This window comes from Dolichospermum compactum NIES-806 (genome assembly GCF_002368115.1).
Classification (GTDB): domain Bacteria; phylum Cyanobacteriota; class Cyanobacteriia; order Cyanobacteriales; family Nostocaceae; genus Dolichospermum; species Dolichospermum compactum.
Genome location: NZ_AP018316.1, coordinates 528,232 through 543,621, shown reverse-complemented (window position 1 = coordinate 543,621; position 15,390 = coordinate 528,232). Strand labels below are relative to the sequence as shown.

Sequence of the window (15,390 nt, the reverse complement as noted above, 5' to 3'; positions counted from 1 at the left end):
CTTGATTAAAGCTGGTTTCATCTGCTCCAACAACTTGGGCATTTTGGATATATTCTTTGGCTTCATCTACACAACTTGCCACTGCGTTACTTGCTTCTAGTCTGAGTTTGTTGACTGTTGCCAACGATATTGAAATTCCAAACACTTCTGCCATCGCACTTTGTACCATTCTGTGACTGTGACGATAGACTCCACTTAGCAGTGCCACTAGAGCTACAACTCTGACTCCGTAACCACTTGGATTCACGTCTTCTGGTAATGTCCCACGGGTCTTTGTGCCACATCCTTTACAGGTCAATTGATGTAGACGATGCTCTATCACTATGGGACTGATGGGTGGAATTTCTACTATCTGGTGACGATAGGGGTTTGTATCAACTCCCGTCAGGGTAGCTCCACAATTTACACATTCTTCGGGATGATGTTCTATGACTTCCCTACATTCTTCGATTGGGTATAAGTCTCGGCTATTTCCTTTATGACCTGCTTGACCCCCTCTTTTTTTGCTGCTTTTTTGTTTTACAGGCTTTTTTCCAAATCCCGGTGGGTCACTTGATGGTGGTGATGATGAGTTAACGGAACTCCTATTTATTTTTTCTAATAGCTGTTCTTGAACTGTCAGGACTTCTGTTAGTTTCTTTGACTGTTGTTCTATTTCCTGCGCCATTTCCTCCACCAGTTTCTTGACGCTGGCTGGAGTCTTACCCCAATCTTCTGGAGGTATCTGTTCTAAGTGATTGACGCGATTTAGTTCCATGTCACTTAATTTTAGGACTTACGCAAGTGTCACACCAAAAATCTGTTGTAGGGTGCGTCAGACTGCATAAATCCTGCAAATAAACAGATTGTTGATATTTGACGCACCCTACCAATGTGCCAGTTGCGTAAGTCCTGAATTTATCACATTTTGGAGGTAATTTTTTAACGATCGCTCTTCTACCCCCCTGAACGGTTACCATAAAAGTATGTATTTCTGGATAGAAACATAAAATTTCCGATAGCTAAATTAAATAGGAATGCTATCAATCACCCAGAATACAATAGCAGAATTAGTTCAAATATATAGATAGATAAGGGGCTTAAGTACCCCGTTATCATAAGACTTCGCGGTAAGTGGGAAACTCAGCTTAGGGCTGAGTTACTGACGTTACTGAATTAATTACTCTACCAAATTGTACTATTTATATGCAGGTATTTTGGCTTGAGAAAGTAATCAGGTCAACAACTTAATCAATTTTCTGAGATTTCCACGGTAATGGATCAACAGATTGTCCGTTCACATACAAACCCCAGTGTAGGTGCGGTCCAGTAGATGCACCTGTTGAACCCACTGCACCAATTTTTTGCCCTACTTGCACAAAATCACCTTCTTTGACATCAATACGACTTAGGTGCATGAAAATGCTGATAATTCCCTGACCGTGATCAATGCCTACTACATTACCATGAACTCGGAACCCTTGGGATACTTTACCCACTAAAGCAACTCGTCCGGCGGCTGGGGTAATTACGGTTGAACCCGCTGCACCTGCATAGTCTTGTCCACGGTGGTAGTAGTCTTTGGCAAATTTACCATTATAGTAGCGACGGACACCATATTTAGTGGATGTTCTCCCAGCATTGGGAGCAAGAAAAGCACCATTCCAATATTTTTCTGGTGTTTGTAGGGCTTTTAATTCTTTTACGCGTTTGAGTTCGTATTCAGTAGCCTTAACTCCAGCTTTTCCAGGTGGTAAGGTAATTCGTTGGACGGGAAATTTGCGATCGCGCACCTTTACTGATAAATTTTGTTCTTGTCCACCTTCGGAAACTTTAATGGTTCTCACTCCAGCTTTTTCTAAGGGAGTTGTAGGCACAAAAGAACGATATTTACGAGGTGCAATTTCAAAGGCCGGATATATTTCCCCCCCCACTGTGACAGTAGGATTGCTGGTTTTCTCTGGGGAATTTGCCTCAATGACAACAGAAATTGTATCTCCTAATTGAGGATTTTTAGGTAACACCTGTACTTCTAAAGCCTTTGCTGGTGAGCTTAAAGCAATGGGGACAGCAGCAATTATGCCTATAAACATTTTGGCACGGTTGATAATACTAAAACCTGACAATTTATTCTCTGGATTAATAGCGTTACGCATGGTATTCATAGGCTGATAAACAAATTTTTTGCGGTTGTTAATTAACAGACTAATTTATTGTATTTAGTGTTTCCCAGCAAAGTTAATAAATCATATTTTTGAATATTATGGCAAAATATTCTCTCTGTCTCCTGTTCCCTTTTAGCAACTGGTAATTTAGGATAACAAGTACCGAAGAGCCGAAATTTTTGTGAGTTATAATCACGGTATAAGCTGGAAATGCCCAAACAAATGTGGACTTATACAGTATTGGTGGAAGAAGAATATGATTTTTCTGCCTATCCCTTATTGATTAACACCCCTAAAGAAACTAAGGCATAAATTCCTAATCACCACGAATCAGAGTTTATTATAAGGAGTAGAGATATGTTGGAAAAATCTTTCTTTTATCAGGAAATTTTGCACAAAGGTAGGGAATAAGGACGGCTACAAGAACGGCTATTAAGTATTGAATTAGTATTAGATATCAAATTCGGAAGTGAAGGTTTACAGTTAATGTCAATAATCTCAAAAATTTCTGATTTAGCCAACCTAAGAACTATTCAAAAGTATAGCCTAACTGTAACAGGACTTACGCAACTGGCACATTGGTAGGGTGCGTCAGATATCAACAATCTGTTTATTTGCAGAATTTATGCAGTCTGACGTACCCTACAACAGATTTTTGGTGTGACACTTGCGTAAGTCCTATGTAAATAATATTGATGAATTACAAGAACTTATACAAAATATTTACACTGCTGAAGTCAATTAAATTATGAATTATTAAGCCCCCATACCTGAATATTTTTTCATTCCTCTGCGCCATAAAAAACGATTAGCACCAAAAAATACAAGAAACCAACCTGAGATTGATAGGAATCCTCTGGTTAAATCTACAGGTAGTCCTACTAAAATACTAGCTGGAAAATTAATCATATAAGGAAAAGGTGTGAACATAACTATGTTTCTGATATTTTCTGGAAAAACATCTAAAGGTGCTATTAAACCTGATAAAAATACAAAAACCAACAACCATAAATTTTCTAAAGCTGCGGCTCTTTCTGTCCAAAAGGCAAACATAGCAAAGGTATATTGAATGATAAATCTTAAAGCAAAAACCATAATTGCTACTAAGAGGAATAGAAAAAAGTTGGTTATACTTGGCAACCAAAAGGCTTGAGGATAGAGAACAAAAAAGAATGTTGATAAAAGCAATACAAAAGGCATTCTAGCGACTCTTTCCGCCAGATGGTTGGCAACATGATGCCAAACTGGATCTAAAGGCTGTAATAATTTGGGCGAAAGTTTCCCTTCTAATACTTCTTTTTCAAAATCATAAATTACCCAAACAACTGTGATTTGTCTAGCAAGAAAAACTGCGAAAAAATATCGAGCAAAGTCCACAGATTTAAAAGCAAATTTACCACTATCAGCAGCTTGCATCCAAATACCCATCATGATAATTGGTAAAGAACCAGCTAAAACCCAGAATATTAATTCCGATCTATATTCCAGCACATTAGCATAATATACCGACAGCAAAGTTAAGGATTTTTCAACAAGTTTTTTCATGGTTATCAATGGTTAAATCCTTTTTGAAAAACTCTACCAATTACCTCTTCTACAGGTGGTTCTGTAACTGTTAAATCTATCACTTCTAAATCGGCTAAAATCTGAGAAACAGTGCGAGTCATGACTTCTTGTTGGACAATAAATCTCACCGCTCTTCCTTCTAGCATTTGCACATCACCATAGGACATAAGTTTTTCTAGGGGTAATGCTTGCGCTAATTCGACATAAATTTCTCGATAAGGAGCAAAATTTTCTAATAATCCATCTAACCTGCCATCATAAATGAGTTTTCCTTGATGAATTAATAACACCCGTTCACACAAAGCTGTAATATCAGCCATGTAATGACTTGTTAATAATATTGTGGCTTGATATAGCTGATTATATTCTTTCAAAAAATTACGCACTCCTGCTTGAGCGTTAACATCTAATCCTAAAGTTGGTTCATCTAGAAATAAAACTTGGGGACGGTGTAAAAGTGCTGCTAACAGTTCAGCTTTCATCCGTTCACCTAATGATAATTTGCGGACGGGTTGGGTTAATTTACCTTCTAAAGCCAGCATTTCTGTTAGTTCTCCAACTCGACGTTGAAATTCTTTATCAGAAATATTATAAATTGCGGCGTTAATTCTCAGAGAATCTAATGCTGGTAAATCCCAAATCAATTGCTGTTTTTGTCCCATCACTAAGGTGATTTTTTGCAAAAATGCTTCTTGACGATTAAAGGGAACAAATCCACCAACTTTAACTGTTCCTTTAGAAGGATGAATTAATCCTGTCAGCATTTTTAGGGTGGTAGTTTTGCCGGCACCATTAGGACCTAAAAACCCCACGATCTCTCCGGTTTCAATGGTAAAAGTGATATCCTGAACTGCGGGAATTGAGCGATAGGTGCGGCGGAAAAAATGGTTAATTGTTCCCCGAATACCTGGTTGTTTTGTGGATACAGGGTAAAATTTATTAAGTTTTTCTGCTATAATGATTGACATGAAAAATTTATTTCCTTCTACCTGATAACTTCGAGTTTATTCCCTCTCAATAATGATCACATAAATTGCGAGAAGAAAGTCGGTTTTAAGGAGGATTATTTTTTTAAGTTTTCTAATTCCTGATTATTTTGTAAGTAATCTATTCTTACTTCTCTCTAATTCTTCCTCCTGACTCGATGACTCGGTGACTCCTGAACTCCTTACTCCTGTTTCTCTAAGGTGATAGAAGTCACAGATATATATGATTGACATCATCTCAGGGAAATTGCCGCGTTGGTATGATTGACGTTCATTGAACTCTAGCCGAGTCATTAATAGGGAACATACTAACTACCGACAGCCTACTATCAGTCTGTCGTTTTTTTTGTTGTTGCTAAGATAAGTAGGTGGGCGTTAAAAATTGTCGTTGGGGCAAGGGAACAGGGAACTCTTAACTGGGAACAGGAAGAGAGTTTTGAGTAATTTTACTTTTCTTCACATACCTTTAAATTTTTCTGTTCACCTACTTAATAACTTATGATAAGTATAACATATCCCCACAACTAGTTAATAACCTGACAAATACTTGCCATAGCTACTACCAACTGTGGGGAATTCAAGACTTTTAACTCTGTTTCCTGCTATTGTACAGGGTTTTGATTATGACATTGCTTGAATGATGTAATCAAAGTAAGGTGCTGTTTCCCCAGCGTCTTCTGCATTTAATAAATCCAAGGACGCTTGTTTGAGAGAGGTGATAGCTTCTACCATTCCAGGCACAGGAACACCGAGAGAGTTGTACATTTCCCGCACACCAACCAAACCAATTTTTTCAATGGGTTCTTTGTCACCGGCGAGTACACCGTAGGTGATTAGGCGTAAGTACCAGCCAAAGTCCCGAATACACAAAGCCCGTTGTTTTTCACCGTAAGCATTACCACCGGGGGCGATAAAGTCAGGGCGTTTTTGCCAAAGTTTTTTGGTGGCTTCTTGGACGATCTTTTTCTCGTTTTCGGAAAGGGTGGCGGCTATTCTTGTGCGCTGCACACCTGTTTCCAAAAATGCTTTGATGTTTTTGAGTTCGCCACTGCTGGGGTAACGCAGTTCGTCGTCAGCTTGGAGAATAACTTGGCTAATTACAGTCATGATTATCTAAATGAACTGAAATATTTATATCTGCTAGTTTACCGACTTAAAGGGACATTCGTGAAGTGTATGGGAAGATAGAGATAAATTAATTTACAAAAAAATGGGCTAAAAGCCCCGAAATTAAAACCTAAAAATCCTAAAAATTCTTAAATTTTAATGTTTTTTAAGCCGGAAATGAAAGCCGTGTGGGGGATTTATCCCCCAGTGACTGATGGTGTTACACTATTTGTAACAGGAAAGGTAATAAACCTGTATAAAAACCTAACTACCTAACGGTAATTTGTACCTTGACAATTAGATCTATGCGTTTCTACTGCATTGTTCTAGCTTCTTCCTAGCAGTAGTTAAAAGATTTATAGGGACTAGACAAATCAGAATTTTGAAACTTTCTCGTTTCAAGTTAAACAGGACTTGCAGTAATGCAACTACGGTCAGGCAGACCGAAAGTTAACGCTTGGGGAGAGTCCCACCTCTGGGTTAGACAACGCAAGGAATCTAGTTTAAGTGGTCTCGTCGAACCAAGAATCCCCGTGTCTTGAGACCGGGGAGTGTCGAAATTTGACATTGGGGAACTTCCGCTTCCTAGTGAGAAAGTTCCCTGTTCTCTAGCAATTGACTAATGACTAATATAATGTGGCGACAAGATGAAATTATTGAACTGGAAATTACTGATTTAAGCGACACGGGTGATGGTGTGGGACGCTTTGAGCAGCGGGTGGTTTTTGTTCCTGATACTGTTCCGGGCGATCGCCTACTTGTCAAACTATTCAATGTTAAGCCAAAATATGCCTATGGTCAGGTGCAGGAATTATTGCAAGCCTCACCTCAACGGGTGCGTCCCAGTTGTATTGTCGCCGATAAATGCGGTGGTTGTCAGTGGCAACATATTAATTATGACTACCAATTAATCGCCAAACACAATCAAGTAACTCAAGCCTTAGAAAGAATTGGCGGTTTTGTGAATCCACCTATAGATCCAGTCTTAGTATCTGCTGCATCCTTTGGCTATCGCAACAAAGTCACCTATCCTATCGGTAGGTCAGCCACAGGTCATGTCCAAGCTGGATATTATCACAAAGGTACTCATAAATTAATCAACTTGAATCAATGCCCCGTCCAAGACCAGCGATTAAATCCCCTATTAGCTGAAGTAAAATTGGATATTGAAAAGCAAGGTTGGTCAATTTATGACGAAACCCGACATAAAGGCTTAATTCGCCATTTGGGTTTACGCATTGGTCGTCGCACAGGAGAAATGCTGCTAACTTTGGTGGTCAAAGATTGGAATTTACCAGGAATTGAAACCCAAGCCCAGCAATGGTTACAGCGTTATCCTGAGTTAGTTGGTGTGTCACTTAACCGCAATAGCGATCGCACAAATGCTATATTTGGATCAGAAACCCGTTGTTTAGCTGGAACTCCCCATCTCCAAGAAAAATTCGCTGGACTGGATTTTCAAATCGGACCAGATACATTTTTCCAAGTGTACACAGAAACAGCCGAAGCACTCCTAGCCGTAATTCAGTCAGAACTGAACCTACAAGGGCATGAAATCCTCATTGATGCCTACTGTGGTATAGGGACATTAACTTTACCCCTAGCCAAACAAGCACGGCACATCACAGGTTTAGAACTGCAATCAACAGCAGTACAACAAGCAACTATCAATGCCAAAGAAAATGGCATCAATAATGTCACATTCCAAGTAGGCGCAGTCGAAAAGATTCTCCAGAATTTGGAAATTATCCCAGATGTCGTCTTACTTGATCCGCCCCGCAAAGGATGTGAAGCTAACGTTATCAAAACATTAAGAAACCTGAAACCATCTCGAATTGTTTACGTCAGTTGTAAAGTAGCCACCCTCGCCCGTGACCTCAAATTACTTTGCGAAGATGGGCTATATAAACTCACAAGAGTGCAACCTGCCGACTTTTTTCCTCAAACTGCTCATGTAGAAGCAGCCGCTTTTCTAGTGCTATCGGACAATGATCAGAATAGTTAATTCTTCCCAAAAATAAAAATCAGAAATTTGTACTCTAGTGGATACTCATAATGCTAAAATGGAATTACATAAAAATAGAAACTCATTTTGTTTTAAAGAAATCGAAGCTGTATAGAATCTGAAGGAAGAGATTAAATTGTGTTAAATACAAACTAGCAGCTAATCAGAGCGTCCTGCCCATTCTGTTTAAAAATAGCAATTCTTATTCATCTAGCAAATGAACGGATTGACTTTAGCAAATTGTAAATAAACAATATGAATTCTCATTTTCAGTTATCAGCCAAGAGCATTTTTATAAATTTAGTTTTACAGACTCAAGTTTGAAGGCAGCATGACTACCTAATTTTTATCAGAATGCCTGAAAAAGCTTTCCTGATGTCTAGCTAAATAAAAGCTACGGGGTTTCTCTTGTGATTACCATTTCTCTTCGTCCAGTTGGGCGTTATTGGGGGACAATTAGTTTTGCCTCCACCCTCTATCTTTGTCCAATCCTAGATTTACTCTTGAACGATATTCCCGTAAAATTACAATCGGAACTACGACTAGGACTCCAAGAAGCCCTAGTAAATGCCGCTAAACACGGGAACAATCTTGATCCCGGCAAATTAGTCGTAGTTCGGTTCTCATTAATAAATAATCAGTATTGGTGGATTATCTCAGATCAGGGCAGCGGTTTCACACCCTCCCTCGAAGATCATAGTGATCCCGATGACTATTTACCACCAGATGAAGCAGAAAGTGGGCGGGGTATGTCCTTACTGCATCAAATTTTTGATCAAGTAAAATGGAATGGCAAAGGGACAGAACTGACGCTTTGTAAGCAAGTAGAAAGCCGTCGTTTACTATCTTTGCGAAGATAAGAGGCAGGGAACAGGGAACAGGGAGCAGGTGAGAGTTATTTCTTTATTACCTCGCGCTGATGTCCGTGCGTGGGGCAAGGAGGGGCGGAAATTGACTTATCTAGCCAGCCCACAGCCTGTTCTAGCCTAGCCTGTGCTTCTTGGGGTTCATTTTTGATCAAAAACACCATTGCGGCGGCTGCCTGCTCACTAGCGCGAGCATTGCGGTTAGACTTGAGGCGATGCCAATCATCGGGAGAGATACTCAACCGTTCCATGAGTGCCTGTGCTAGTTCTAGAGTGCTGATTTCATTTAGTTGATTAGTTTGTGACATAAGACTAAGTGCCGAGTTAAGAGTAAAAGTTATGATTTAACCATCATAGCTAATGACTAATCACCAATGACTAATTTAGAGGAAAATCCCCAGCCAGATTTTGCACAGGAATTAGAGGAAATAGAGGCTGAACTCCAATTCTTGAAAGATAGATATGCTCAAGTGCAAAAAGATCAACAACAAAAGGCACAATGGCAACAAGAATTAAAAAATTTAAAGGAAAATAGAAAGCAGACTCCAGAAATTAAAGCCGAGTTAAATCGCCTTCAAAAACAATTAGAAGTATTAGAAATCAATCTAGAAAGCTAGTTGTTTTCTTGGGTAAGTCTGAAAAGACCTTTTTGGCAAGCTACTCGTTTTGGCGGTTTAGGTGTTATTATAGGTTGGTTATTAAAATCTTGGGTTGGTTGATTTAAAAGATCCCCGACTTCTTTGAGAAGTCGGGGATCTGAAATTCTTTAAAAAATACAAATTGTAGAAAATGCTAAATCCTCGTATTGCAGAAATATTAAGAATTGGTAAACCAGAACAAACTTTGGTAGTCCAAGGTTGGGTAAGAACAAAGCGCGAATTAAAAGGATTTGCATTTTTGGAAGTTAATGATGGTTCATCTTTAGGTAATTTACAAATTGTCATTAATCAAGATTTACCAGACTATCAAGGAATATTAAAACAGATCAATACAGGTGGTTCTATAGAAGTATCAGGAGTCCTAGTAGCTTCCCAAGGTAAAGGACAAAGAATAGAATTAAAAGCAGATACAGTGAAAGTATACGGAGATGCTGATCCTGATACCTATCCTCTGCAAAAGAAACGCCATTCCTTTGAGTTTCTCCGCACCATAGCCCATTTACGTCCGCGAACTAACTCCTTTGGGGCAGTATTCCGAGTCAGAAATGCTTGTGCGATCGCTATTCACCAATTTTTTCAACAACGGGGTTTTTTATGGGTACATACTCCCATTATTACCGCCAGTGATTGTGAAGGTGCAGGTGAATTATTTAGTGTGACTAATTTCAATTTAAAGAATGTTCCCAAAACCGAAAATCAAGAAATTGACTATAGCCAAGACTTCTTTAGTAAACCTGCATATTTAACAGTTAGTGGCCAATTAGAAGCCGAAATTATGGCTATGGCTTTTACGAATGTCTACACCTTTGGTCCCACATTCCGGGCTGAAAATTCTAATACTTCTCGTCACTTAGCCGAATTTTGGATGGTTGAACCAGAAATGGCTTTTTGTGATTTAGAAGGTGATATGGATGTAGCTGAGGAGTTTCTCAAACACATTTTTAAATATGTGATGGAAACCTGTCCCGAAGACATGGAATTTTTTAATGAACGGATTGATAATACTGTTTTAGAAACTGCCAATAATATTATTAACAATCAGTTTGCACGATTGACTTATACAGAAGCAGTCAAACTTTTAGAAAAAGCTGATGCTAAGTTTGATTACCCTGTGAGTTGGGGTGCAGATTTACAATCAGAACATGAACGCTATTTAGCTGAACAATTGTTCAAAAAGCCGGTCATTGTTACAGATTATCCTGCCCAAATTAAAGCTTTTTATATGCGGTTGAGTGATGATGAAAAAACCGTCCGGGCTATGGATATTCTCGCACCGAAAATAGGCGAAATTATTGGTGGTTCACAACGGGAAGAAAGACTTGATGTTTTAGAAAAACGGGTATTAGCCCAGGGTATGAACCCGGAAGATTTGTGGTGGTATTTAGATTTACGTCGTTATGGTACTGTTCCCCACGCTGGTTTTGGTTTGGGGTTTGAAAGATTGGTGCAATTTATGACGGGTATGGGAAATATTCGGGATGTGATTCCCTTTCCTCGCACACCACAAAGCGCGGATTTTTAATTATTTTAACGTGAATTCATTGAACCTCACCCCAACCCCTCTCCGACGCGGAGAGGGGCATATTGGTTTGTTTTTAGCAAATTTTTGGCTATCTATTTTCTATCCTCCTGGATTATAAATTATCCAAGGTTTTAATTGGCGATCGCACCATTTACCCTCAACTAACTCTGTTACTAAAGGTGTAATCATAAACTTCGCCGGAAAACCCCCCAACACATCCACTCGCACACAAGAATAAAGCTTTTTACTCTCAAACCCACTCCCACTCCGTCCCACATACAACAGTGAATCAGCAACCTTGCGAATGGAAATATCCCCATTATTATTGAAAGTTTCCAGCAATTCTCCTCCTTCTGGACGTTGACGACGAAGACGACGACCACTACCACCGGCAATAATATAATTAATATAAGAATCCGCGTGTCCTGTATTCACAGTTTGCAAATGCTCAAAACAATGAGCGTGTCCGCTGAATATTATATCTACTATTGGGCGTTCCTGAGTTATATTACCCAAACTCGTTGCTACTTCATCAAAAACCTTTTTTATACGATTACGAACCGCTAAAGTTTGCCTTTGATTCCATTTACTTCCTTCTGTAACATAAGGTGGATGATGGAAAAATATTACCCGTCCTCTAACTGCGGGATTATGCCAAGATGCAGTTAATCTCTCTTTTAACCAAGCCAATTGTTCAAAATCAACATTAGTATTTGTGTTAGATTCTAATTGCTTCTCAATATCAATTTTTACCTCATTGATTTGGTCTAATTTAGCCCCAAGTTCAGCCAATAATTCCGCTTCATCAGATTTTTCAGGATTGAGTCTGTCACATTCCGTCAAAATCCGTAATTCTTCTTGGTCAATTTCCTGACGACGTTGCGCTAATTCCCGACGGAAATCATCCCCAGCTTGGTTATTAGGTAAAGGATCTGGAGTATTGAAAGTGTTAGAATCTAAGGCGAAAAAGTCAATACCACCGTAACAAAAATTATAATACCGATTAGGTAAACGAGTAAAATTCCCCGGCTGATAACGCAAACATTTACCCGTACCAGTTTTAGCGTTGTAATGCTGTTTTAAATACTGTTCTAACTCCGCTGGAGAAACTGCCGCCAAATAATCTAAAAATGCTCTAGCATAAGCATCACCTTGATTTGAACCATGCCAACCGATTTCAATATCTTTATAACGCAACATCCGCCGCAAAGGCAAAGTTGGACCAGTTAGCAAACGATAGAGTAAAGGCACATCATAATAATCATGATTACCCAGCACTGGTAAAATCGGCAGCTTAAATACCATCTGATCATAAGCGATATCTTGAGGCTGATGACCACCAACCAAAAATTCCCGATAAGGTTCAATAAAATTGGCTGGGTAATATTCACGAGAACCCACCATATAAATCACATCACCAGTGTGCAGCACAAAGCGGCAATCATTACCATGATTTACCATCATTTTGGCAACTTCCCGTTGGGGATGGTGTCTAGAATAGGACTTAGTGCCAGTATCACCCATCACCATAAACGAAAAATCTGGACTTTCTGAGTTGCCATCATCTATCACCATGCAGGTTTGGTCAATTCCCTGCTGTAAAATACTCGAATGCTGCCAGCGCACCCGTTGTTTCATCTTTTGAATTTTGACAGAAATCGGTGGTTCAGAAATCAATTTCATAGGAAATAATATTGTCAGAAATGGCTAACGCCACGCTACGCTATCAGGATATCCAGGATTTAAGGATTAACAGGATTACGGCTTAAATTAGTCCACGCAGGTGGACCTTGTTTGTGTAGAAGTAACTTCTAGTACAACACGGCGTAAATAAACCAACCATTCTCAATCGCCAAAAAGCCTATACTGTCTGTGTTTTGACTTTTGACTTTTGACTTTTGATTTCCGCCCTGCGGTACTAGTCGCCTAATTTTGGTAAATTAGCGAAAACCTGTTTCACCAATTGCTGAGTTTTAGTTTCTAATTGTTGCCAATCTACATCCCCATATTCATCAATTAAGCTAGTATCAATATTAACTGCTGTATTTTCTGAACTATAATTCAGAAAACATAATTGATAACACAAATCCCACAAATCTAGATTGACTTGTTGTCCATTACGTTGTAAAAGCAAATGATATCCTGCATGGGGCATAGGTAAACTCGCCAGAGTTTTTCTAATTTCCTCCGCTTGTATGGGTGTTGCGGTTTCTATTTCTTGTACCAACTGAGTTACCAAGGCTTTGGTTTCATCAGGGGTATTAGCAGGCCAAGTTAATACATCTTGATAAGTACCTTGCCAATCAGATATATCCAACTGTTTGCGAAGATTATCAATCACACGAATGAACACAGGTTGCATCAAGATTTCAGCTTGTTGCCATGAGGTAGAATTAGTTATCTTAGGTGGCATAGCTAGTCAATAGGGATACTGATCGTAAAATTAACAATTTGGTTCAATAAAAAAACTATACTTCATAGCGATCGCCAAAGTAGTTAAGCTGTCAGGCATTTAAATTGCTGGTTGAGACGAGGGAATTTTTCTTCTGTTTTCTTTCCTCTTTACTCCTAACTGCTGACACAATTTAAATCTTTTCTCAAGATACCTGATTTCAGCAAGAGAAATTTGGAGATATTGACTACTAGCGGGAAAATTAAGCTGTAAAGCTGGGGAGGGAAATTATGATAGGCAAATTACTAGATCATCGCTACCAAGTCATTCGCGTCTTGGCGACAGGGGGATTTGGTCAAACCTATATTGCCCAAGATACCAGACGGCCAGGCAATCCCATCTGCGTGGTTAAACACCTGAAACCAGCCAATTCTGACCCTAACATCTTTGTTACTGCTAAACGCCTGTTTAATAGCGAAGCAGAAACTTTAGAAAAATTAAGTAACCATGACCAAATACCCAGACTTCTTGCCTATTTTGACGAAAATAAGGAATTCTTTTTAGTTCAAGAATTTATTGACGGTCATACTCTCAATGAAGAACTTATCCCCGGACAGCCTTGGAGTGAAGCCCAAGTCATGCAAATGCTGCTGGAAATCTTGAGTATTTTAGAGTTTGTTCACCAGGAAGGTGTGATTCACCGCGACATTAAGCCAGATAATATTATTCGCCGTGCGGCTGATTATAAATTAGTTTTAGTAGATTTTGGTGCAGTTAAACAATTGAGATCGCCCTTGGTGGTGGTCGGCGGACAGCAAACAGCTACAGTAGCCATTGGCACACCTGGCTATATGCCTACAGAACAGGGACAAGGTAAACCCCGTCCTAATAGTGATATTTACGCTTTAGGAATTATCGCCATTCAGGCATTAACGGGAGTCCCAGCTAGTCAATTACAAGAAGATCCAGATACAGGGGAAATTAACTGGCAACATTTAATTCCTGTGAATCCTGGTCTAGGCGCAATTTTAACGAAAATGGTGCGTTACCATTTCAAAGAACGTTATCAAACAGCAACGGAAGCCTTACAAGCTTGTCAAAACTTGGTAAATATCACCCCAGAACTTTCCCAACCTTCCGTATCTCCTCAAATTATTTATCAATCTCCGCAAAATCTAGCTTCCAGATTTACACAAAAAACAATGGCGGTTTCCCCCGCTAATCATGTTCCTGTTCAACCGGCACCGCAACAATATATTCCCCAAGAATCTAATAAACCAGATCCTTTACCTTTATTAATTGGCATATTATTAGTCGGTAGTGTAGCCGCTTTATTTACAAATGTATATCCCAATTTTAAGAATTTAACTGGTAATTTAACAGGAGAAAAAACCAAATTAACAAATAACTGTATGGCTGTAGTTGCAGCTAATTCTAATATCCGATCTGAACCCAGTGCCATCAATTCTGATAATATTTTGAAAACCTTGGGTACAGCTAGTGAATTTGAAGTCACAGGTAAACGCACAAATCGGGGTTGGGTAGAAATTAAACTGTCATCTGGACGTTTAGCATGGGCGCATTCTGATATTATTTCTAATAATGAAACATGGATTTCTTGCCGACGTGACAAAGGTTTGGCTACGCAAACTGTAGACGATAGTCCTTTAATTGCATCTCGTCCAGTTCCTCAAGTTTCAGCCAAATCTGCGGTAGAACCTTCTCCAGCCAAACCATCCCCACCAGCCATCGAAGATAAGACAAAAACCCTGGCAAAAGCTCGACAAAAGTTTGAATCAGGAGATTTACAAGGGGCAATTTCTCTGTTAAAATCAACTTCAGGAAATGCTGTTTCTAGCATTAAAGAAACCGTTGATACTGTGAATCAATGGCAGAGTGATTGGGCAAAAGCCGAAGCGTTAGCTAAAGATATTAATAAAGCTATTGATAATGGTCAATGGGATGAAGTCTTAGCTTATCGAGATCATCCAGAAAAGCTCCCGAATATTAAATACTGGCGTGATAAATTAGAACCAATGTTTAAACAAGCTGCTGATAATGTTGCTAAACAAGTATTACCCCAAGAAAGTAAACCAACTCCTTCAGCAACACCAAAAGATGGGGTTTAAAACAAAATTTGTCT

General features: G+C 39.2%; 12 protein-coding genes and 1 pseudogene. 5 read left to right on the top strand and 8 right to left on the bottom strand.

The window, feature by feature from the left end; all coding sequences use genetic code 11:
* The 5 genes from CA730_RS02505 to CA730_RS02475 all read right to left on the bottom strand — a co-directional run.
* The coding region (locus CA730_RS02505; RefSeq protein WP_157750056.1) for a DUF6444 domain-containing protein at window positions 1–757 on the bottom strand (757 nt) is incomplete at its 3' end.
* A gap of 469 nt (window positions 758–1,226) precedes the next feature.
* Window positions 1,227–2,144: a M23 family metallopeptidase gene (locus CA730_RS02495; RefSeq protein ID WP_096663490.1), complete on the bottom strand. Its 918-nt coding sequence runs from the start codon at window positions 2,142–2,144 to the stop codon at window positions 1,227–1,229.
* A 756-nt stretch (window positions 2,145–2,900) separates the two neighbouring features.
* Window positions 2,901–3,689, bottom strand: coding sequence for an ABC transporter permease (locus CA730_RS02485; protein WP_096663487.1), 789 nt, complete (start codon window positions 3,687–3,689; stop codon window positions 2,901–2,903).
* A 5-nt stretch (window positions 3,690–3,694) separates the two neighbouring features.
* The gene (locus CA730_RS02480; protein WP_096663484.1) at window positions 3,695–4,678 is read right to left on the bottom strand and encodes an ABC transporter ATP-binding protein; all 984 of its coding nucleotides are present in this window, start codon (window positions 4,676–4,678) and stop codon (window positions 3,695–3,697) included.
* Between the two features lie 639 nt (window positions 4,679–5,317).
* Window positions 5,318–5,803, bottom strand: a complete 486-nt coding sequence (locus tag CA730_RS02475; RefSeq protein WP_027403112.1) for an allophycocyanin subunit alpha-B — start codon at window positions 5,801–5,803, stop codon at window positions 5,318–5,320.
* Between the two features lie 622 nt (window positions 5,804–6,425).
* Here CA730_RS02475 and rlmD point away from each other — a divergent pair.
* Both rlmD and CA730_RS02465 read left to right on the top strand, forming a co-directional pair.
* Window positions 6,426–7,808: a 23S rRNA (uracil(1939)-C(5))-methyltransferase RlmD gene (rlmD, locus tag CA730_RS02470; protein ID WP_172891151.1), complete on the top strand. Its 1,383-nt coding sequence runs from the start codon at window positions 6,426–6,428 to the stop codon at window positions 7,806–7,808.
* A 410-nt stretch (window positions 7,809–8,218) separates the two neighbouring features.
* A complete protein-coding gene (locus CA730_RS02465) occupies window positions 8,219–8,668 on the top strand; it encodes an ATP-binding protein (protein WP_096663481.1) in 450 nt (149 codons plus the stop codon).
* Between the two features lie 35 nt (window positions 8,669–8,703).
* Here the strand turns inward: CA730_RS02465 and CA730_RS02460 are convergent, their stop codons facing one another.
* Window positions 8,704–8,982 carry a DUF6439 family protein gene (locus tag CA730_RS02460; protein WP_096663478.1) on the bottom strand — a complete coding sequence of 93 codons (279 nt, stop codon included), beginning with the start codon at window positions 8,980–8,982 and terminating at the stop codon, window positions 8,704–8,706.
* A gap of 66 nt (window positions 8,983–9,048) precedes the next feature.
* Here CA730_RS02460 and CA730_RS02455 point away from each other — a divergent pair.
* Both CA730_RS02455 and asnS read left to right on the top strand, forming a co-directional pair.
* A pseudogene (locus tag CA730_RS02455) lies at window positions 9,049–9,393 on the top strand (hypothetical protein).
* 70 nt (window positions 9,394–9,463) lie between these two features.
* Window positions 9,464–10,855 (top strand): asparagine--tRNA ligase, encoded by a 1,392-nt coding sequence (asnS, locus tag CA730_RS02450; RefSeq protein WP_096663475.1) that lies wholly within the window; start codon window positions 9,464–9,466, stop codon window positions 10,853–10,855.
* 99 nt (window positions 10,856–10,954) lie between these two features.
* Here asnS and CA730_RS02445 read toward each other — a convergent pair whose 3' ends face one another.
* Window positions 10,955–12,538 (bottom strand): metallophosphoesterase family protein, encoded by a 1,584-nt coding sequence (locus CA730_RS02445; RefSeq protein ID WP_096663472.1) that lies wholly within the window; start codon window positions 12,536–12,538, stop codon window positions 10,955–10,957.
* 235 nt (window positions 12,539–12,773) lie between these two features.
* The gene (locus tag CA730_RS02440) at window positions 12,774–13,268 is read right to left on the bottom strand and encodes a hypothetical protein (protein WP_096663470.1); all 495 of its coding nucleotides are present in this window, start codon (window positions 13,266–13,268) and stop codon (window positions 12,774–12,776) included.
* A 269-nt stretch (window positions 13,269–13,537) separates the two neighbouring features.
* On the opposite strand from CA730_RS02440, the gene CA730_RS02435 reads away from it, so the two are divergent.
* Window positions 13,538–15,376 (top strand): serine/threonine protein kinase, encoded by a 1,839-nt coding sequence (locus CA730_RS02435; protein WP_096663467.1) that lies wholly within the window; start codon window positions 13,538–13,540, stop codon window positions 15,374–15,376.
* The last annotated feature ends 14 nt before the right edge of the window (window positions 15,377–15,390 follow it).